Source organism: Luteimonas marina, from assembly GCF_007859325.1.
In the GTDB taxonomy this organism is placed as follows: domain Bacteria; phylum Pseudomonadota; class Gammaproteobacteria; order Xanthomonadales; family Xanthomonadaceae; genus Luteimonas; species Luteimonas marina.
Map to the genome: position 1 here is coordinate 379,703 of NZ_VOHK01000002.1, position 20,033 is coordinate 399,735.

The following is a 20,033-nucleotide window of genomic DNA, read 5'->3' on the forward strand; positions in this document are numbered from 1 at the left end:
GCCACGCATCGCGGCGGGAGGGACCCCATGGCTTGCCGCGGGGTGGTCATCGCGCCTGCACGAACGGTGATCCGGTTTTTTGGTAGGGTCACGCATTCCTTCCGGGAGATGGACTCATGCATTCCTTCGCTGCCCGTGGCGCGCAGTTGCGCGCGATCCTGTCCACCGCCACGATCGGCCTGCTGCTGGCGGCGTGTTCGCCATCGACAAGCGATGCGGCCACTGCCGATCCCGCGCGCTCGCCGGAGCCGGTTTCGCAGGCCGTCGCCTTCGTCGGCGTCAACGTCGTGCCGATGGACCGCGAGACCGTGCTGGAGGATCACACGGTGGTCGTCGAGGACGGGAAGATCGTATCGGTCGCGCCCGCAGGCGAGGCGCAGGTGCCGGAGGGCGCGCAGCGCATCGACGGCGCCGGGCGCTGGCTGATGCCGGGGCTGGCGGAGATGCACGGTCACGTGCCGGGTCCGGACGATGCCGCCTACGCCGAAGACGTGCTGTTCCTGTACGTGTCCAACGGCGTGACCACGGTGCGCAACATGGCCGGGAACGCGTCGCACCTGGCGCTGCGCGAACGGATCGCGAACGGCGAACTGCCCGGGCCGACCCTGCATGCGGCCAGCCCGTGGTTGAGCGACGAGAAGGCCGGTACGCCGGAGCGCGCCGAACAGGCGGTGCGCGAGTACCACGCGGCGGGCTTCGACCTGCTCAAGATCGGCGGCATCCCGCCCGATGCCTATGCGCGCATGGCGCAGACCGCGCACGCGCTCGGCATGCCGTTCGCCGGGCACGTGCCGGGCGAGGTCGGGCTGGTCGGTGCGCTCGATGCGCGGCAGGCGTCGATCGACCACTTCGACAGCTACGCCGAGTTCCTCGCTGCGGAAGGCGCCGGCTTCGCGGCGCGCGACAAGGGCTTCTTCGGCAGCGGCGTGGCCGACCTGATCGATGCCGACCGCATCCCGGATGCGGTGGCGCGGACGCTCGCGGCCGGGACGTGGAACGTGCCGACGCTGAGCCTGGTCGAGCACCTGGCCTCGCCCGAACCGGCCGAGTCGATGATCGAGTGGCCGGAGATGCGCTACATGCCCAAGGACGTGCGCGACGGCTGGGTGGCCGCCAAGCGCGGGTTCCAGTCGCGCGACACCTTCCAGCCGGCGGCCGCGCAGCGGTTGGTCGAGGTGCGCCAGCGCCTGCTCAAGGCGCTGCACGAGGCGGATGCGCCGATCGCGCTGGGTTCGGATGCGCCGCAGTTCTTCAACGTGCCCGGTTTCTCGATCCACCACGAGATGCGGATGATGGCCGCGGCCGGACTCACGCCCTATGAGGTGCTGGCCACGGGCACGCGCGAACCGGCGCGCTATTTCGGTACGCCGGAGGCGTTCGGCACGGTCGAACCCGGCCGGCGCGCCGATCTGGTCCTGCTCGAGGCCAATCCGCTCGACGACCTGGCGAACGTGCAGCGGCGCGCGGGCGTGATGGTGGGCGGACGGTGGTGGCCGGAGGAGGAGATCCAGTCGCGGCTGCAGGAGATCGCGGAGGCGGTGGCCGGTCGGGACGCCGGCTGAGCGCCTGTTCAAATGATCGAAACCCGCACGTCATCCCGGCGAACGCCGGGATCCAGCTTTTCGTTCGGCGGGCGTCCTGTCTCGGCAGGCTAGAACATTTTCGACTCTGATGTTGACGTTTCCGTCGTCCCCGCGAAGGCGGGGACCCAGTGTCTTGATCCTTGAAATCAACGGCAAAGACACTGGATCCCCGCCTTCGCGGGGACGACGGATATGAAGGGTTTGCGCAAAAAAAAGCGCTCCAAAGCTGGATCCCGGCGTTCGCCGGGATGACGAGTCCCGGTTACTCGTCCTGCGCGACGTCCATGATCACCTGCGCGGCCAGGTAGCGCCGTCGCGGGATGGCGGGTGACGGTGAAGCCGAGGACCTGCAGTTCCCATTCCAGCAGGTCCCCCATGCGCGCCATGCCGGTTTCGATGTTCACCAGGCGCTCGTGGCGAGCGCGGCAGGCGCTGCCGGCGTTCGCGCAGTGGCCGCGGTTGCCGATTTGACAGGGCGAAGGGCGTCGTCGTCATAATCGCGCCGGGACTCCTGTCATGGGTCGGCGAAGATCCTGATGGATGACGACTTCCACCTCGAATTGCGCCGCGAGTCGGCCGGCAGGCTGTACGCGCACGTAGGTGGTCGGGCGACGCTGGAGAACACGTTGGCCTACTGGCGCGCGATCGCCGATGCGCTCCAGGCGCAGCCGTCGCGCCAGCTGCTGCTGGTGGACGAACTGGTGGGGCCATCGCTGGCGGCCGCGGACTGGGCGGCGCTGGTGGCGGAGGTCGGCCCGCGCCTGGGCCAGCTGCGCATCGCGCACGTCAAGCCGCGCGGACTGGACACGGTCGAATACTGCGTGCTGTCGGCGATCGATTCCGGACTGGAGGCGCAGGTGTTCGAGGACGAGCACCGGGCCAGCGTGTGGCTGCGCTACGGGCCCGACGGGCCCTGACAGATCGTCATTCCCGCCTTCGCGGGAATGACGGTACCTGGCAAAACAAAATCCTTGTCATTTCGACCGCAGGGAGAAATCTCCTGTCCGGCGCGAGGAAAGCAGATTTCTCCCTGCGGTCGAAATGACAGGGGGGTTCCCGGGTTGTTCCCTCATTCGGGAGAAGAACCAGACAAATCCCTTCCCCGGACCGAGTCCGGGGGAGGGACGACACGCAGCTCAGGCGCGGCCGATGTCGACCGCGGTCTTGTCGATCAGTTCGGCGATGCGGCGGATCGTGTCTTCGTCCGGCAGTTCGTCGCCGAAGCGGATGCGCAGCGCGGTCTTGAGGTTTTCCATCGCGCGGCGGATGTCGGGCACGCCGCGCGTGCGGGCGCGGTGGCGGCCCTGCTCGAGCCGCGCGACCAGGCGTTCGGCGTGCTCGCGCTGTTCGTCCAGGGCGGCGCGGCCTTCGTCGGTGATGGCGTACTGCTTGCGGCCGTTCTCCAGCGTAGCGGCGGTGGCGAGGCCGGTGTCCTCCAGCAGGGCCAGGGTCGGGTAGACCGTGCCGGGGCTGGGGCTGTAGTCGCCGCCGACGAGGTCGGCGATGGCGCGGATGATCTCGTAGCCGTGGCGCGGCTGCTGGTCGAGCAGGTGCAGGGCGAGCAGGCGGATGTGGCCCGGCTCGAACAGGCGCTCGCGGCGGCCGTGACGGGGGCGGAAGTCGGGCGGGGAGGCGGCGCCTTCCTCGAAGCGGTGCGGGCGGCCCCGGCCGTGGCCGCGGTGGGTGTGGTGGTGTTTCATGGGAATCTCCTTTCAAGTGCGGTCACGATATATCTTGACTGCATCGAAAGAAAGGCATGGCAAGGCAGGGACCGGGATTCTGTTCAGCTTTGACGCATCGACCGGGGACTGGAACGCCTGCTTCTGGAGAAAGCTGGACTGTCATTCCTCGCCGCGCTCGGAATGACAGCCTGTGGTGCCCGACCGGCGGCCGGTCCGAGCCGCGTTAGGGGAGACACGGCAAGGCCGGCGCGCCGGGTCAACGAGCTGTCACATGCGGCCCCGACGATGGGTGTCTTTCGAGGCGATCCCATGACCAGCGAATCCCGCGACAGCACCTTGGCCGGCCATGTCTCGCGGCTGCAGGCCGAGATCATCGACGACCTCGACGAGGAGATCGAACTGGAGCTCGACGACACGCGCCTGGACCAGTTGCTCCGCGATGCGGATGGCGACGGCGTCGACAGCGACGGCCCCGCGCTCCCGCGCGTGCAGTACTTCCGCGAGCTGCTGCGCCTGCAGGGCGAGCTGGTCAAGCTGCAGGACTGGGTGGTCGACCGCAGGCTGAAGGTGGTGGTGCTGTTCGAGGGGCGCGACGCGGCCGGCAAGGGCGGCGCGATCAAGCGCATCACCCAGCGCCTCAATCCACGCATTTGCCGCGTGGCCGCGCTGCCGGCGCCGAACGAGCGCGAGCGCACGCAGTGGTACTTCCAGCGCTACGTGACGCACCTGCCGGCGGGCGGCGAGATCGTGCTGTTCGACCGCAGCTGGTACAACCGCGCCGGCGTGGAGCGGGTGATGGGGTTCTGCACCGACGACGAGCGCGAGGAGTTCTTCCGCAGCGTGCCGGAGTTCGAGAAGATGCTGATCCGCTCGGGCATCATCCTGGTCAAGTACTGGTTCTCGATCAGCGACGACGAGCAGCACCTGCGGTTCCAGACGCGCATCCACGATCCGCTCAAGCAGTGGAAGCTCTCGCCGATGGACCTGGAGTCGCGCCGTCGCTGGGAGCTGTACACCAAGGCCAAGGAAGAGATGATCGAGCGCTCGCACATCCCCGAGGCGCCGTGGTGGATCGTGGAAGGCAACGACAAGAAGCGCGCGCGGCTCAACTGCATCCATCACCTGCTGACGCAGATCCCGTACAGCGAGGTCGCGCATCCGCAGATCGAACTGCCGGCGCGCGAGCACCACCCGGACTACCTGCGCAATCCGGTGCCGGAGGAGATGTTCGTGCCGGCGGTGTACTGACGGGAATCGCCGCCTTCCCTGCGCAATCGGCTCCGGCGGCGACCGCGCGCGGGTGAAGCCCCGGGCAGGCGGCCGCGCCCGGGGGCGTGCAGGCAGGAGGCGGGCCGCAGGGCCGGCCGGAAGAAGGCGCGCGGCAATTGACCTGGATCAATGCCCCTGCCATTCGATGGGAGGAGAGTGCGAAGTCCCGGCGGAGGATTCGCCATGTACAAGAGCATCCTGGTTCCCACCGATGGTTCGCCGCTCTCGGGACACGCGATCGACGAATCCCTGTCGCTCGCCGCGAGCCTGGGCGCACGGGTCACCCTGCTGACCGTGATCGAGCCGTTCCACGTCATCGCCTACGTGCCGGAGCAGATCGTCGAGACGCGCGACGCCTACGACCGCCACATGCGGCAGGAGGCCGAGCGCCGCATGCAGGACGGCGAAGCGAAGGCCCGGGCGCGCAACGTCGGCTGCGAGACCGCGATCGTGAGCAGCGGCGATCCGCACGAAGCGATCATCGCGACCGCGAACGAGCGTGGCTGCGACCTGATCGCGATGGCCTCGCACGGCCGCCGCGGCGTGAAGGCGCTGGTGATCGGCAGCGTGACGGCCAAGGTGCTGACGCATTCGCAGATCCCGGTGCTGGTGTATCGGCGCGAGGACGCCTGAGGCGGCGGAGCGCGCGGCAGCGGCGCCGGATTCGTGCCGGCGCCGCGGGATCTCGTGTTGCCGCATTGATCCGGCCCGTGCAATGCAGGAGCGCGTTCGGGCGTGACCGCCCGCGCGGCATGGTCGAACGAGCGCCCGCGGTTGAATCCGCTCCCGCAGAACAAAAGCCGGATCAACAACGAAGATGGGGATCAGCGCGGATCGCCCAGCGCCGCGCGCGCCTGTCGCCCCAGCAGCATCGCGACTGCGGCCAGCCAGCCGACGATCATCGCGATCACCGCCTTCTGCGCCAGCCCGCGCGGCAGCTCGCGCCACAGCGCCAGCACCCAGATCGCGGCGAAGCAGGCGATGGCCCAGGGCAGCAGCCAGCGGACGTGGCGCCGCCAGTGCGGGTCGAGGCGCAGCCGCAGCGCCTGCAGCACGAGGCCGGTGGTGGCGAACAGGAACGCGCCCTGCGCGCTGATGCCGTGGACCAGGCCTTCCATCGTCGCGTCGAGGCCGGGCAGGTCCATCCAGGCGTAGGCGGTGATGGCCAGCGACAGGCCGCCGAGCGCGAACATCAGCAGGGGCGCCGCGCTGCGTGCCGCGGGCGGCATGCCGCGATACAGACCGATCGCGAGCCCGGTCATCGCGATGCCGAGCATGACGTATGCGCCCTGCAGCAGCGGGCCCCAGGCGCCGATCAGGTAGAGGCTCATCTGGCTGTCGACGGGATCGAGCTCCGGCCGCAGCAGGTGCAGCGCCGTCGCCGCGACGAGGAAGCAGGCGATGCCGGCGAGGGCCAGCCGCGGCCACAGCGGGGAAAGGCGCGGTGCGCCGGTCGTGGTGTCCTGCATGCCCGGGGAGTATCCGGATTCAGAACCGGAACCGCATCTCCGGGGCATCGCACGGGTTCCGTCATTGCTCCTGCGGGAACTTCATCCGGCTTTGCCGGGATGTTTGCCACACGTCTTCACGGGATTGCGGGAGCGCGGGGGGGGCGAAGAGATTCAATCTTCGTTGTCGTTGGCTCCGGCAGCCGCCGGCCGGCCGCGCGCAAGTTGCTCCTCGATCGCGGTGAACGCCGAATGCGCACCGGGTGTGGCCGGATCGACGCCGGTCGCGAAGAAGGCGACGCCGGTGCCGGCCTCGCGGTCGAGCCACAGGCCGGATTTCAGTCCGTAGGCATCGCCCGAATGGCCCACGCGTGCGACGCCGTCGCCGAACGGATCGTCGCCGCAGTCGGGATGCGCGCTGGCGAGCGTCTGCGCGGCGAGGCCGTAGCGGCAGAAGAACATCCTCGCCTGGCCGGTGCCGGTGTCTTCCTCGTGGCCGATGCCGTTGCCGGGGGCCCAGGTCCACAGTGGTGTCGCGAGCATCTCCACCGATCCGGGCGCCAGCAGGCGCACGCCGTCGACCTCGCCGTCGCCGAGCAGCAGTCGGCCGATCTTCGCCAGTCCGTTGGCGGAGATGCGCAGTCCGCCCTGCGGCGAGAACGTCGCGCCGTTGCGGCCCGCGCGCCACAGCGACAGGTCGCAGCCGCCGTCCGCGGCCGGCGCGACGCTGCACGCCGGCTTGCGGCCGTGGTGGTCGTCGCGCACCGGCTGGCGCCCGGCGTCGTAGAGCACGACCGCGCGCGCGGCGGTGGCCTCGTCGCAGGTCTCCCAGTTGTAGCAGCCGGCGATGCCGAGCGGGCGCAGCACGAGGCGGTCCATCAGCCGGTCGAAGCGCTCGCCGGTCGCGCGTTCCATGACGGACGCGACCAGCGGGAAGTTGAGGTTGGCGTAGCGGAAGAAGGTTCCGGGCGCGTGCTCCGCGTCCCACGCGCGCGCATCGTCGAGCAGCGCCTGCAGTTCGCCGTCGAGCGGCACCTGCCAGTAGCCGGCGCCGTCGGTGAGGCTGCTGCGGTGCGAGAGCAGCAGGCGCAACGTGATCGGCGCGTCCGGCCACTGCGGGTGGCGCAGGCGCCAGCCGAGCGCGTCGGAGACATCGGCGTCGAGGTCGAGCGTGCCGGATTCGACCAGGCGCAGCACGCCGATGGCGACGACGAGCTTGGAGATCGAGGCGATGCGTACCGGATCGTCGGCGGTGATCGCGCGCTGCGCGGCGATGTCGGCCAGGCCTTCCGTGTGCGTCGCGGTGATGCCGTCGCGGTCGAAGGCGACGCGCACGGTCGCGACCGGTTCGCCGGCGTGGGCGATGCCGGCCAGTGCGATGACGAGGATGAGCGGCAGTGCGCGGTGCAGGGCCGTGGGCATGCGGTTCTCCAGGGACGACGTCGCTCCGAGGGTAGTGGGCCAGCCGGGCACGGCCAAGTGGCCATGGTTGGTGCGGTGCGCGGAATGCCCGTCGCCCTGTCCGTCATCCCGACCAATCGTCATCCCGCAAATCGTCATCCCCACAGATCGTCATCCCCGTAGATCGTCATCCCCACAGATCGTCATCCCGGCGAAAGCCGGGATCCATCTTGATCTTGCCGTTCGCTCGCAACAGCAATGGCCAAATGGATCCCGGCTTTCGCCGGGATGACGAGCAGGGTGACATCGGGTGTCCCCGGGAGACGGCACCATTCGATGCCGCATCGCGATCGACGGATTCCATGCTGCACCTGCGTTGAATACGTATGCGAACACGCGTTCACGCCTTGTCGTCCACGCACGCGGGCGGCAGAGTCGCGATGTCGTCTTCCGCGATGTGATTCGCATCGGATATCGCGCTGCGCGCACGCGATCGCCGGCGATGCCGACCCCCGTTCCGGAGCAGATCATGGACCAGCCATTCGCCGCCTGCCTGCGCGCGCTGCGCGTCGCCGTCCTCGTCGCCTTCGCGGTTTGCGTCGCGGCCTGCGACGAGCCGCTCGCGATCCGGGAGGCGAATGCCTCGGCGCCGGCATCGGCCTCTGCGCCGGTCGCGGCCAAGGTTCCCGCGCGCGGCAGCGCTCCGCTGCCGGCGCCCGCCGGCCTCTGCGAGGCGCCGCCGACCACCGTGCTGGTGCCGGTGCCCGCCGGCGGCGAGGGCGGCAGCGCGGTCGACGTGCGCGTGCACTACCACCGGCCCGACGGCGCGTACGGTGATTGGGGCCTGCACCTGTGGCAGGTGGATGCGTCGGGTCAGTACGTCGCCGACTATCCCGGCGTGAGCTGGGACGCGCCGCTGCCGCGCGCCGGCGTCCACGACTACGGCGCGTATTTCGACGTCGGGGCCGCAGCCTTCACGCATCCATCCGCCACCGGCTTCGGCTTCATCGTGCATCCGCCGGGGCAGGGCGGCGATCCCGGCATGGATCGCATCTGGCACTTCGCCGACGGCGGCGCGTTCTGGCTGCGCTCGGGCGACGCGACGGTCTACCGCAGCAATCCGCTGGCAGGCACGCCGGACATCGACACCGTGCGCGTGCACTACCGGCGCTACGACAACGGCTATGCGCACTGGGGCCTGCACCTGTGGGACGGCAGCGGCATCGACGCCTCGCGCCTGCCGGGCCTCGCGCTGGGCGACTGGAACAACCCGGTGCCGCTGTCGGCGCTGCCGAACTACGCGGCAGCGGCCGACGGTTCGGAGGTGGCGTTCGACCTGCCGGTGCTCAATCCGCAGGGCGACGCGGCGCGCACGCACGTCGACTTCGTGCTGCACGGCCTGGCGTCGAACCCGGACGGCGGCGTGGACAACAAGGACGGCTGGACCTCCGACATCCGCGTGAGTCTTGCCGCGCTGTCGATCGCAGACCGCACCGGCCACGCCTGGCTGGTGCAGCAGGAACCGCAGGTGTTCACGGCGCCGCCGGACACGACACGCGCCTCGACCGTCGACGCGCGCGCGGTGTGGCTGTCGCGGCGCCTGCTGCAGTGGCCGCGGACCGGCACCTCGGGCAGGTTCCGGCTGTACCACTCGGCCAGCGGCCAGATCGTCGCGCGCAAGGGTGCGCCCGTCTCCGGCGCCGACGGCGCACTCACGCTGCAGGTGGCGCACGCCGTGCCGGCCGAGGTGGCCGAACGCTTCAGGTGGGTCGGCGCCGGCGCGGTGCTCGCGGTCGCCGCCGGCGACGATGCAGCGCTCACCGGACGGGTGCGGCAGCAGCTGGTGCTGGTGCAGGAGGACGAGGCAGGTCGCGTGATCGGCGCGACCACGACGCAGCTGCCCGGCTACCTGGACGAACGTTACTCCGTGGCCGACGATCTGGACGATCTCGGCGTGCGGATCGATCGCGGCCAGGCGCACTTCCGGCTGTGGGCGCCGACCGCGCAGAAGGTCTGGCTGTGCGGCCATCGCGCGCGCGGCGGCGCGCCGGTGCTCGCGGAGATGGCATTCGACGCCGCGACCGGCAGCTGGACGGCATCGCGCGGCGACCTGCGCGCCGGTGACTCCTACCGCTACGCGGTGCAGGTGTTCGTGCGCGGCGTGGGCGTGGTGCGCAACCTCGTCACCGACCCTTACTCGATCAGCCTCGACGCGGATTCGCAGCGCAGCTACGTCGGCGACCTGTCCTCGCCGGCGCTGATGCCGCCGGGCTGGGCGCGCGACCGCACGCCCGAAGCGGTGCGCGAGCAGGAGGACATGTCGATCTACGAACTGCACGTGCGCGACTTCTCGATCAACGATGCCAGCGTGCGCGCGCCGCTGCGCGGCAAGTATCTCGCCTTCGCGCAGTACAACAGCGACGGCATGCGCCACCTGCGCGCGCTGGCGCAGGCAGGGCTGACCGACGTGCACCTGCTGCCGGTGTTCGATTTCGCCAGCGTGCCGGAGGTCGGCTGCAGCACGCCCGCCGTGCCCGACGCCGCGCCGGACTCCGACGCGCAGCAGGCCGCCGTCGCCGCTACCCGCGGCAGCGACTGCTTCAACTGGGGCTACGACCCCTGGCACTTCAACGCGCCCGAGGGCAGCTACGCCAGCGACGCCGCCGACGGCGCCGCGCGCGTGCGCGAGTTCCGCGCGATGGTGATGGCCCTGCACGAGGCCGGCCTACGCGTGGGCATGGACGTGGTCTACAACCACACCAGCGCCTCGGGACAGGACGCGCGCTCGGTGCTCGACCGCATCGTGCCCGGCTACTACCACCGCCTGAACGCCGAAGGCGACGTCGAGCGCTCGACCTGCTGCGAGAACACCGCCACCGAACACATGATGATGGGCAAGCTCATGATCGACTCGGTCAAGCTGTGGGCGACGCAGTACCACGTCGATTCGTTCCGCTTCGACCTGATGGGCCACCAGCCGCGCGCGGTGATGGAGCGGCTGCAGGATGAAGTGAACGCCGCGGTCGGGCGCCCGGTGCAGCTGATCGGCGAGGGCTGGAACTTCGGCGAGGTCGCCGACGGCGCGCGCTTCGTGCAGGCCTCGCAGCTTTCGCTCAACGGCACCGGCATCGGCACCTTCAGCGACCGCGCGCGCGATCATGCGCGCGGCGGCTCGGGTTTCGACAGCGGCGTCGACCTGATGCGCACGCAGGGCTTCCTCAACGGCCTGTATTACGACGACAACGGCAGCGGCGGCCACCACACGCGCAACGCGCTGATGTGGTCGGGCGACATCGTCAAGGTCGGGCTCGCCGGCTCGATCCGCAGCTACCGGTTGACCACGCACTGGGATGCGACCCTGCCGCTGGAGCAGATCGACTACAACGGCCAGCCGGCCGGCTACGTGGTCGATCCGCAGGAGGTCGTGAACTACGTCGACAACCACGACAACCCGACCCTGTTCGACGCCAACGCCTACAAATTGCCGCGCTCCACCAGCCGCGAGGACCGCGCGCGCGTGCAGATCCTCGGCGCCGCGATCACCAGCCTCAGCCAGGGCGTGGCCTATTACCACGCCGGCCTCGACACGCTGCGCAGCAAGTCGCTGGATCGCAACAGCTACGACAGCGGCGACTGGTTCAACGCGCTCGACTGGACCTATCGCAGCAACAACTTCGGCGTCGGCCTGCCGCTGCAGTCCGACAACGGCGACAACTGGCCGGTGATGGCGCCGCTGCTGGCCGACCCCGCGATCCGGCCGATGGCCGCCGACATCCGCTGGACCCGCGACGCCTTCCGCGACCTGGTGCGCATCCGCGCCAGCACCACGCTGCTGCGCATGCGCACCGCCGCCGACATCGAGCAGCGCCTGCGCTTCCACAACACCGGCAGCGCGCAGGAGCCGACGGTGCTGGTGGCGCACCTCGACGGCCGCGACTACGACGGCGCCGGCTTCCGCGACCTGGTCTACCTGATCAACGTCGACAAGCGCGCGCACGCGCTGCCGATCGCGGCCGAGGCGGGCAAGGCCTACCGCCTGCACCCGGTCCACCGGGCGCGCGACGCCGCCGACCGCCGCGCCGCCGCCGCGCGCTACGACCGCGCCAGCGGCACCTTCCACGTTCCCGCCCGGACCGCGGTGGTGTTCGTGGTGCCCTGACCCGCCCGCGGCCGCCGTGGCCGGACCGGAAGTCGCGCTAGGATGCGCGCCGGGAACGCCGCCCGGTGCGCGGCGCGGGGACGGGGCATGCACGGAGCACGAGGCATCGCGTGGTGGCTGGCCGTGGCCGTCGCGATCGCAGGCGCACCGGCGCGGGCGCAGGTCGACCTGACCCCGTTCGTCAAGCGCGACACCTACGAGACCATCAAGATCTCGCCCGACGGCGCGCACCTCGCGGCGACGATGCCGCTGGAGGACCGCACCGTCCTGGTCGTGGTGAACCGCGCCGACCGCAGGATCGTCAGCGGCGGCATGGGCGTGAAGAATTCCGCGGTCTGGGATTTCTGGTGGGTCGACGACGAGCGCATCGTCATCTCGATGGCGCAGTCGCTCGGCAGCAAGGATCCGCTGTACGCCACCGGCGAACTGCATGCGCTGGAGATCGGCGCGAGCCGCGTCAAGCGGCTGTTCGGGCGCGAGGACGACGTCGGCCTGGTCCAGCGCTACGGCGCGGCCGATTCGGTGGAGCTGGCGACGGTCATCGATCCGCTGCACGAGCAGCCGGGTACGGTGATGATCGCGACCTGGGTGCCGGGAGCGGCGCCGAAGACCCAGGTGGAGACGCTCAACATGCGCAGCGGTCGGCGCAACGTGGTCGCGTCCGCGCCGGTCCGGCGCGCCGGCTTCACCCTCGATCCTTCCGGCGGCGTGCGCTTCGCCGACGGCCTGGACGAGCGCAACTACCGCAAGCTCTACTACCGCGAGGACGCCGATTCGCCCTGGCGGCTGGTCAACGACTCGGCGCAGAGCGGCTTCATCGCCGACGCCCTGGGCATGGCCGCCGACGGCTTCACCGCCTACGTGCGCGTCAGCCGGAAGGAAGGCCCGGACGCGATCGAGGCCTGGGACATGCGCACGCTGGCGCGCGAGCCGCTGCTGCGCGATCCGGTGGTCGATCCGGACAGGATCCTCCACGACGTCGACGGGCGCACGCCGATCGGCGCGCGCTACATGGACGACGGCGTGCGCATGCGCTTCTTCGATGAATCGTCGGCGATGGCGCGCCGCTACCGCACGCTGGAGAACGCGTTCCCCGGTGCCGGCGTCGCGATCACGTCCACCACGCGCGACGGCCGGCTGGCGCTGGTGCGGGTCTGGAGCGACCGCATCGCCGGCGAGTACTTCCTGTTCGATACCGAGGCCAGAACCGCCAACGGCGTGTTCGCGCGCATGGAGTGGTTCCAGCCCGAGGCGATGGCGGCCACGCGCAAGATCGAAACGAAGGCCCGCGACGGCGTGGCGCTGCACGGCTACCTCACGCTGCCGGCCGGCGACGAGGACGCGGCGCGACCGCTGGTGGTCATGCCGCACGGCGGCCCCTACGGGATCCACGACGCCTGGGACTTCGACCTCGACGCGCAGCTGCTCGCCGCCGCCGGCTACGCGGTGCTGCGGCTGAACTACCGCGGCTCGGGCAACTACGGGCGCGCGTTCCGGGCGCTGGGCGCGCAGGAATGGGGCGGCACCATGCAGGACGACCTCACCGACGCCACCCGCTGGGCGATCGAGCAGGGCATCGCCGACCCGGAGCGCATCTGCATCGTCGGCGCCAGCTACGGCGGCTACGCGGCGCTGATGGGCGTGGCCAGGGAACCGTCGCTGTACCGCTGCGCGGTGGGCTATGTCGGCGTCTACGACCTGCAGGCGATGCACGCCGATCGCGCGCGCTCGGCTGCCTGGCTGCGGCACTGGGCCAACGACTGGCTCGGCGCGCGCGGCTCGCTGGCGGACAAGTCGCGGGTGAACCTGGCCGACCGGATCAAGGCGCCGGTGTTCCTTGCCGCCGGCGGCGCCGACGACATCGCGCCGATCTCGCACAGCCGCAGGATGGAGCGCGCGCTCAAGGCGGCGGGCGTGCCGGTGCAGACGCTGTACATCGACAGCGAAGGCCACGGCTTCCGCAGGGAAGCACACCGGCGCGAGTACTACCTGCGCCTGCTGGGCTTCCTGGCCGAACACCTCGGCGGCGCGACCGGCCGCTGATCGTATTGCCGGCGGCGCGGGCCGGGCTACACTGCCGCGTCGTCAGGAGGTGCGGATGCCCGATTTCGGTTGGCAATCGGCATGGGACCGGGACAGACCGGCGCAGGCGCCGGATCTGCCCGGCCACGGCGCGCGCCTGGCCGAGGTGCTGGCCCAGGTCTCGCGCGAGGCGCTGCAGGCCGAGGGGCTGGACGCCGTGCTGCAGCGGATCGTCGACTGCGTCGTGCGCCGGCTGCCGGTCTCGATCGCGAGCATCGTCCTGCTCGACGACGCCCGCACCCGCTTCGTCAAGGAAGTCTGGGCCGGCGACATCCCGCTGGCCGAGATGGACCTGGCGATCTGGGACGTGTCGGTCGGCGTTTCCGGCCGCTGCGCGCGCACCGGCCGGCCACAGCTGATCGCCGACGTGGCCTCCGATCCGGACTACGTGATGGGCAACGCCGCGGTCAGGTCGGAGTACGTGGTGCCGATCCGGCACCGCGACCGCCTGCACGGCGTGCTCAACATCGAGAGCACCGACGAGGAATTCTTCACCGCGCAGGCCTGCGCCGTGTTCGACGCGATCGCCCACCAGATCGGCGGCGCGATCCACCTCGCGCGCGTGGTCGCCGAACTGGAGGCGGCCAACCGCAAGCTGCGCGAGCTGTCGACGGTCGACGGGCTGACCGGGATCGCCAACCGCAGGCGCTTCGACGAGCGGCTGGCCGGGGAGTGCGCGACGCACGCCGAGCAGGGCGGTTCGCTGGCCCTGCTGCTGGTCGACGCGGACTGCTTCAAGCAGCTCAACGACGCGCTCGGCCACCTGCACGGCGACGAATGCCTGCGCCGGCTGGCGCGGATCTGCGGCGATTTCGCCGGCGGCGAGCACGACCTGGCCGCGCGCTACGGCGGCGACGAACTGGCGCTGTTGCTGCCGGGGCGTTCGGAGGCCGAGGCGATGGCGATCGCCGAACGCCTGCGCGCGCGGGTGGAGGAAGCGGCGATGGCGCATCCGACCTCGATCGTCGCGCCGTGGATGACGGTCAGCGTGGGGGTGTTCGTGGCCGGGCCCGGACAGGCCGCGCGTTCGCCGGCGCGCCTGCTCTCGGGCGCCGACCGCGCGCTGTATGCAGCCAAGGTGCGGGGCCGCAACCGCGTGGCCTGCTGGAACCTGGCGCGCAGCGAGGTCGAGGGCGCGCAGACCTGACTCGATCTCTGCAGCGAGGCATGTTGCAGATCCGGTGGCAACGTTCCTCGAGGGCTGCCATCTCGAAGGCGGTCATCTCGAAAGCTGTCATCCCGAGCGAAGCGAGGGATCTGTTTTCACGGCGCCCCCGACAGGATCCCTCGCTTCGCTCGGGATGACATCTTCGAAGCAGATGACGCGGTGCGGATCAGGTAGAAGTGTTGCGGCGCGGGGTCGCCGCAACGGCGTCGATGGACGCATTCCGTACCGGATCAGCCCGCCACCGCCCGCGCCGGCGCGCCCACCCGCCGCCGTACCGCGTCGACGTCGCGCACCGGGCGCACCTCGATGCAGCCGGTCTCGGCCCAGGGCAGCTGCTCGGCGAGGCGGATCGCATCTTCCAGGCTGTCGGCCTCGATCAGGTTGAAGCCGGCCAGCATTTCCTTGGTCTCGGCGAAGGGGCCGTCGACCACGGCGACCTTGCCGCCGCGCCTGCGCACCGACTTGGCGGTACTCGCCGCTTCGAGCTGCTGGAAGCCGAGCAGGGTGCCGGCTTCCTTCAGTTCGTCGGCGTTTTCCAGGCAATGGCGCATGCGCCGGTCGTACTCGCCCTCGGGCAGCGCCTCGAGCAGCGTTTCGTCGGTGTAGACCAGCAGCAGGTATTGCATCGGCAGGATCCTCGTTCGTTCGGGGCGACGGCAGGGCGTCAGTCCGCGGCGGCCGCTTCCGCGCCGCCGCGGCCGAGCGGGTCGGGCAGCGCGTCGCCGCGCGCGGTGAAGGACAGCGACACCGAATTGAGGCAGTGGCGCTCGTGCGTCGGCGGCGGGCCGTCGGGGAAGACGTGGCCGAGGTGGCTGCCGCAGCGCGCGCAGACCTCCTCGGTGCGGACCATGCCGTGGCTGGTGTCGCGCACGTAGCGCACGTGCCCGGGCGCGTACGGCGCGAAGAAGCTCGGCCAGCCGGTGCCGGAGTCGAACTTGGCGTTCGAGCGGAACAGCGGCAGCCCGCACAGGCGGCAGCTGTAGACGCCGTCGCGCTTGTTGTCGAGGAACACGCCGCAGAACGGCGCCTCGGTGCCGTGCGCCAGCAACACGCGGCGCTCGGCCTCGTCCAGCGTGGCTTCGAGCGCAGCGCGCTGGACGGCATTGGGGGGCGTCAGGTCGAAGCCGGACATGGATGGACTCCTCGGCGTGCCGGATCGCGGGGTGGAGAGTGTGCCAGCTTCCCGCCACGCGCGCGCAAGCGCCTGTTCACGATCCTTGTAGCGGGGCGGGGATCTTCGATGACGTCATCCCGATATTCGATGACGTCATCCCCAGGAAGACCTCATCCCCACAGAAGACGTCATCCCCACAGAAGACGTCATCCCCACAGAAGACGTCATCCCCACAGAAGACGTCATCCCGGCGAAAGCCGGGATCCATTTTGCAGTTGGCCTGCGGCTTCCTTCGTGCAGAACGACCAACAAGATCAAGATGGATCCCGGCTTTCGCCGGGATGACGATCAGTTCGTTGCCGGGATGTCGTCCGATCCGGGAATCGTGACAGGCTCCGCGCGCACGGCGCGGTATCGTATCGGCACGACCGGCGCACGGGCCGGACCCGAGGCGGCAACGAACGTAGATGGCGTCGATCGAACTGGTCCTGGCGATGCTGCTGGCGGTGCTGGCCAGCGGCTACCTGCAGCGCATGCTGCCGTGGTCGGTGCCGCTGCCGCTGGTGCAGATCGCGCTGGGCGCGGTGATCTCGGGCGTGTTCCACGAGGGTGCCACGCTCGACCCCGACATCTTCTTCCTGCTGTTCCTGCCGCCGCTGCTGTTCCTGGACGGCTGGCGCATCCCCAAGGACGGGCTGTTCCGCGACCGCGGCGTGATCCTGCCGCTGGCGTTCGGGCTGGTGGTGTTCACCGTGGTCGGCGCCGGCCTGCTGATCCACTGGATGATCCCGGCGATGCCGGCGGCGGTGGCGTTCGCGCTGGCGGCGATCCTGTCGCCGACCGATCCGGTGGCGGTGTCCTCGATCGCCAAGCGCGCGCCGGTGCCCAGACGGCTGATGCACATCCTCGAGGGCGAGTCGCTGCTCAACGACGCCTCGGGCCTGGTCTGCTTCCGCTTCGCGGTCGCGGCGGCGATGACCGGCAGCTTCTCGCTGGCGAAGGCGTCGATGACCTTCCTGTGGGTGGCGGCGGTCGGCGTCGCACTCGGCGTCGGCTTCACCCTGCTGGTGAGCCGCGCGCAGAACGCGCTGTCGCGCCGCTTCGGCGAGGAGAGCGGCACGCCGATCCTGGTCAGCCTGCTGATCCCGTTCGGCGCCTATATGATCGCCGAGGAGGCCCATGCCTCGGGCATCCTCGCCGCGGTCGCCGCGGGCATCACCATGAGCTACGTCGAACTGACCGGCCGCGTGCTGGCGACCACGCGGGTGCAGCGCACAGCGGTCTGGGACATGCTGCAGTTCACCCTCAACGGCGTGGTGTTCGTGCTGCTCGGCGAACAGCTGCCGGGGATCCTGCGCGAGGCGGCCGAGTCGGTGCAGGAGGCCGGGCACCTCAATCCGTGGTGGCTGGTGGTCTATGCGCTGGCGCTGAACGCGGGCCTGGTCGCGCTGCGGATGCTGTGGGTGTGGGTGTCGCTGCGGATCGACGCGCGCGCGGCGCGCCGGCGCGGCGAGGCGCGCGGCAATCCGCACTGGCGCGTGGTCGCGGCGGCGTCGCTGGCGGGCGTGCGCGGCGCGATCACGCTGGCGGGCGTGCTGTCGCTGCCGCTGCTGCTGCCCAATGGTCGCGAGTTCCCGGCGCGCGACCTGGCGATCTTCCTCGCCACCAGCGTGATCCTGCTGTCGCTGGTGCTGGCCAGCATCGGCCTGCCGCGGCTGCTGGTGGGCCTGCGGCTGCCCGAGGACAGCGACGACCAGCGGCAGCTCGATCTGGCCCGGCGCGAGGGCGCGACCGCCGCGATCGCCGCCATCGACCGCGCGCAGCACGCGATCCCGGACGACTCCGCCGACACCGACCTGTACGCGCAGGCGGCGGTGCGGGTGATGGCGCTGTACGAGCACCGGATCGGCGAGCGTTTCGGCACCGCGGTCGAGGCCACGACCCTGCACAAGGCCGATCGCGCCGAGCGCGAACTGCGGCTGGCCGGGCTCGAGGCCGAGCGCCGCCGCGTGTTCGAACTCGCGCGCCAGTACGCGATCTCCGACGAGGTCGCGCGCCGCGTGGTGCGCGAGATCGACCTGCTGGAAGCGCGCTACCGGGTGTGAATCGTGGGAGCGCGCTTGGTCGCGAAGTTTCTGCGAAGTTTTCCGGGAGCGCCTGACAGTTTTTCCAACAGCACTCAACAGAGTGTCATCCCGAGCGTAGCGAGGGATCTGCTCCCGCGCGCCACTGCGGGCAACGAGCAAGATCCCTCGCTACGCTCGGGATGACACTCTGTGGGGTGCTCCAAGGCATCGCGAGCAAGCGCCTGCGCCCGTGAAGGCGGGGCCGCTCCCCAGGCCTACTCCGCGTCGGGCAGCTTGAACCAGGCCTCCACCTCGCCCTTGAGCTTGATCGTCAGCGGCTGGCCTCGGCGGTCGAGCGCCTTGCCGGCTGCGACGCGGATCCAGCCCTCGCTGATGCAGTACTCCTCGACGTCGCGCCGCTCCACGCCCTTGAAGCGGATGCCGATGCCGCGCTCGAGCAGGGCGGCGTCGTAGTGCGGGCTGCGCGGGTCGTTGGACAGGCGGTCGGGCGGGGTTTCGGTCATGGCGGGACTGGCGGCGGAGAACGTGCCGCATTGTAGCCGAGCGCTCAGCCGCGCCCGGCGACGCGCACCATGCGCCGCAGCAGGTGCTCCATCGTCGCGTCGAGGTCGGCGCACTTGCCGCCGTGCACCGGCGAGGTCTGCAGGATCGCGCTGCGCTGCGCGGTCAGCCAGTGGAAGCGCGCGCGCGGCGGCAGCAGCCCGATCGGCCCGGCGTCGGCGCCGCCACGGCACACCGCTTCGACCGCATCGAGCAGGCGCCGCACCAGCGCCAGGTCGAGCGCGGGATCGAGCGCCAGCGCGCGTGCCTCGTCCAGTTCGATGCGCACGTCGAGGTGGCCGCGCGCCGCGCACGAGAGCAGGATGCCGACGTTGATGAACTCGCCGCGCTCAACCCGCGGCACCAGCCGCAGGACGGCATAGTCGTAGAACTCAGCCGCGTGCATCGGCGATGCCCTCGACGAAGGCGGCGCGGTTCCGCACGCGGCGCACCAGGTAGTCGACGTAGGCCGCGCGCTGGCCGTCGGCGTCGGTGAACGCATCCGGCCCGCCAAGCCAGGCGTCCGGCACCTGCGCGACGATGCCGGCGATCAGCGCCGGTGTCAGCTGCGGCGCGAGTTCGGCGTCGGCCTGCGCCACCGCATCCGCCCAGGGCAGCAGCACGTGGTCGCGGACCAGCGGGAAGGCGGCGTCGGCGCGCGCGGGGTCGCCGTCCCAGCCGTGGTGGAAGTACAGCGCCGCGCCGTGGTCGATCAGGTACAGCCGCCGGTGCCACAGCATCAGGTTGGGGTTGCGCGTGCTGCGGTCGACGTTGCTGGCGAAGGCGTCGAACCAGACGATGCGCGAGGCCAGCGCGGGATCGGGCTCCCAGGCCAGCGGGTCGAAGTTGGCCGCGCCGGGCAGGTAGTCGAGCGCGAGGTTGAGACCGTCGCTGGCGCGGATCAGGGCCTGGATCTCGGGGTCGCCCTCGGTGCGCGCGAGCACCGGGTCGAGTTCGGCGAACACGATCTCCGGCACGTCGAAGCCGAGCGCGCGGGCGAGGCTGCCGACGATCCACTCCGCGACCAGCGCGCGCGGCCCCTGGCCGGCGCCGCGGAACTTGAGCACGTACATGCCGTCGTCGTCGGCCTCGACCACGGCCGGCATCGAACCGCCCTCGCGCAGCGGCGTGACATAGCGGGTGACGTGGACGGTGCGCGGCATGGCCGGACAAGCATAGCCGCGTCGCCGCGCCGGCGCGTGCGGAAGAGGGCTCAGGGCGCCTCGCGCCGCCCCTGCGCCCTGGCGCGCGCGATCACGCGGCGCACGAGTTCGCGATCGGCGTGGCGCGAGATCGGCATGGCGCCGAGCGCGATCGCGCGTTCGCGCAGGTCCGCGGTGACGTCGTAGTGCGCGCCGCTGGTCTTGTCCTGGAAGGCGCGGCGCGGCAGGCCGAGCCGTGCGGCGAACGCGTGCAGTTCCTCCAGCGTGTCCGCCATCAGGTGCGCCCAGCGCTGGCCGCGCCACAGGGTGACGGCATCGTCGACGTAGACGGTCATGC

At 70.8% G+C, this 20,033-nt stretch carries 18 protein-coding genes; 8 read left to right on the plus strand and 10 right to left on the minus strand.

Annotated features, from left to right (window positions below; genetic code table 11):
• Window positions 1-116 precede the first annotated feature (116 nt).
• A complete protein-coding gene (locus FQY83_RS05725) occupies window positions 117-1,562 on the plus strand; it encodes an amidohydrolase family protein (RefSeq protein ID WP_146385943.1) in 1,446 nt (481 codons plus the stop codon).
• Between the two features lie 167 nt (window positions 1,563-1,729).
• On the opposite strand, the gene FQY83_RS05730 is transcribed toward FQY83_RS05725, so the two are convergent.
• Window positions 1,730-1,987 (minus strand): M20 family metallopeptidase, encoded by a 258-nt coding sequence (locus FQY83_RS05730; RefSeq protein WP_146385945.1) that lies wholly within the window; start codon window positions 1,985-1,987, stop codon window positions 1,730-1,732.
• A 132-nt stretch (window positions 1,988-2,119) separates the two neighbouring features.
• Here FQY83_RS05730 and FQY83_RS05735 point away from each other — a divergent pair, with 132 nt between their 5' ends.
• Window positions 2,120-2,500, plus strand: a complete 381-nt coding sequence (locus FQY83_RS05735; protein WP_146385947.1) for a hypothetical protein — start codon at window positions 2,120-2,122, stop codon at window positions 2,498-2,500.
• A gap of 219 nt (window positions 2,501-2,719) precedes the next feature.
• Here the strand turns inward: FQY83_RS05735 and FQY83_RS05740 are convergent, their stop codons facing one another.
• Complete coding sequence (locus FQY83_RS05740) at window positions 2,720-3,283, minus strand: PadR family transcriptional regulator (protein WP_146385949.1); 564 nt, start codon at window positions 3,281-3,283, stop codon at window positions 2,720-2,722.
• Window positions 3,284-3,574: 291 nt separating this feature from the next.
• Between FQY83_RS05740 and ppk2 the strand changes: the two genes are divergently transcribed.
• Both ppk2 and FQY83_RS05750 read left to right on the plus strand, forming a co-directional pair.
• The gene (ppk2, locus tag FQY83_RS05745; protein WP_146385951.1) at window positions 3,575-4,513 is read left to right on the plus strand and encodes a polyphosphate kinase 2; all 939 of its coding nucleotides are present in this window, start codon (window positions 3,575-3,577) and stop codon (window positions 4,511-4,513) included.
• A 204-nt stretch (window positions 4,514-4,717) separates the two neighbouring features.
• Window positions 4,718-5,167, plus strand: coding sequence for a universal stress protein (locus FQY83_RS05750; protein ID WP_146385953.1), 450 nt, complete (start codon window positions 4,718-4,720; stop codon window positions 5,165-5,167).
• A gap of 191 nt (window positions 5,168-5,358) precedes the next feature.
• Here the strand turns inward: FQY83_RS05750 and FQY83_RS05755 are convergent, their stop codons facing one another.
• A complete protein-coding gene (locus tag FQY83_RS05755) occupies window positions 5,359-6,003 on the minus strand; it encodes a DUF998 domain-containing protein (protein ID WP_158636441.1) in 645 nt (214 codons plus the stop codon).
• 153 nt (window positions 6,004-6,156) lie between these two features.
• Window positions 6,157-7,404, minus strand: a complete 1,248-nt coding sequence (locus FQY83_RS05760; RefSeq protein WP_146385957.1) for a serine hydrolase domain-containing protein — start codon at window positions 7,402-7,404, stop codon at window positions 6,157-6,159.
• A 508-nt stretch (window positions 7,405-7,912) separates the two neighbouring features.
• Here FQY83_RS05760 and FQY83_RS05765 point away from each other — a divergent pair.
• From FQY83_RS05765 to FQY83_RS05775, 3 genes are all read left to right on the plus strand, one after another.
• Entirely contained in the window at window positions 7,913-11,542 is a 3,630-nt protein-coding gene (locus FQY83_RS05765) for an alpha-1,6-glucosidase domain-containing protein (RefSeq protein WP_146385959.1), read from the plus strand.
• A gap of 87 nt (window positions 11,543-11,629) precedes the next feature.
• Window positions 11,630-13,585: an alpha/beta hydrolase family protein gene (locus FQY83_RS05770; protein ID WP_146385961.1), complete on the plus strand. Its 1,956-nt coding sequence runs from the start codon at window positions 11,630-11,632 to the stop codon at window positions 13,583-13,585.
• A gap of 55 nt (window positions 13,586-13,640) precedes the next feature.
• Window positions 13,641-14,771, plus strand: a complete 1,131-nt coding sequence (locus FQY83_RS05775; RefSeq protein ID WP_146385963.1) for a sensor domain-containing diguanylate cyclase — start codon at window positions 13,641-13,643, stop codon at window positions 14,769-14,771.
• A 251-nt stretch (window positions 14,772-15,022) separates the two neighbouring features.
• Here FQY83_RS05775 and FQY83_RS05780 read toward each other — a convergent pair whose 3' ends face one another.
• Window positions 15,023-15,418, minus strand: coding sequence for a YciI family protein (locus FQY83_RS05780; protein WP_146385965.1), 396 nt, complete (start codon window positions 15,416-15,418; stop codon window positions 15,023-15,025).
• Between the two features lie 38 nt (window positions 15,419-15,456).
• Window positions 15,457-15,924, minus strand: coding sequence for a peptide-methionine (R)-S-oxide reductase MsrB (gene msrB, locus FQY83_RS05785; protein ID WP_146385967.1), 468 nt, complete (start codon window positions 15,922-15,924; stop codon window positions 15,457-15,459).
• A 449-nt stretch (window positions 15,925-16,373) separates the two neighbouring features.
• On the opposite strand from msrB, the gene FQY83_RS05790 reads away from it, so the two are divergent.
• On the plus strand, window positions 16,374-18,011 hold the full coding sequence (locus tag FQY83_RS05790) for a Na+/H+ antiporter (protein WP_146385969.1): 1,638 nt from the start codon (window positions 16,374-16,376) through the stop codon (window positions 18,009-18,011).
• A gap of 236 nt (window positions 18,012-18,247) precedes the next feature.
• On the opposite strand, the gene FQY83_RS05795 is transcribed toward FQY83_RS05790, so the two are convergent.
• Genes FQY83_RS05795 through FQY83_RS05810 form a run of 4 tightly spaced genes read right to left on the minus strand, consistent with a single transcriptional unit; the run spans window position 18,248 to window position 20,031 of the window.
• Window positions 18,248-18,496, minus strand: coding sequence for a DUF3297 family protein (locus FQY83_RS05795; protein ID WP_146385971.1), 249 nt, complete (start codon window positions 18,494-18,496; stop codon window positions 18,248-18,250).
• Window positions 18,497-18,540: 44 nt separating this feature from the next.
• A complete protein-coding gene (locus FQY83_RS05800; RefSeq protein ID WP_146385973.1) occupies window positions 18,541-18,939 on the minus strand; it encodes a DUF3037 domain-containing protein in 399 nt (132 codons plus the stop codon).
• Window positions 18,926-19,696, minus strand: a complete 771-nt coding sequence (locus tag FQY83_RS05805; RefSeq protein WP_146385975.1) for a HipA family kinase — start codon at window positions 19,694-19,696, stop codon at window positions 18,926-18,928. The genes FQY83_RS05800 and FQY83_RS05805 overlap by 14 nt, the downstream gene beginning before the upstream one ends.
• 50 nt (window positions 19,697-19,746) lie before the next feature.
• A complete protein-coding gene (locus FQY83_RS05810; protein ID WP_146385977.1) occupies window positions 19,747-20,031 on the minus strand; it encodes a DUF4031 domain-containing protein in 285 nt (94 codons plus the stop codon).
• Between the last annotated feature and the right edge of the window lie 2 nt (window positions 20,032-20,033).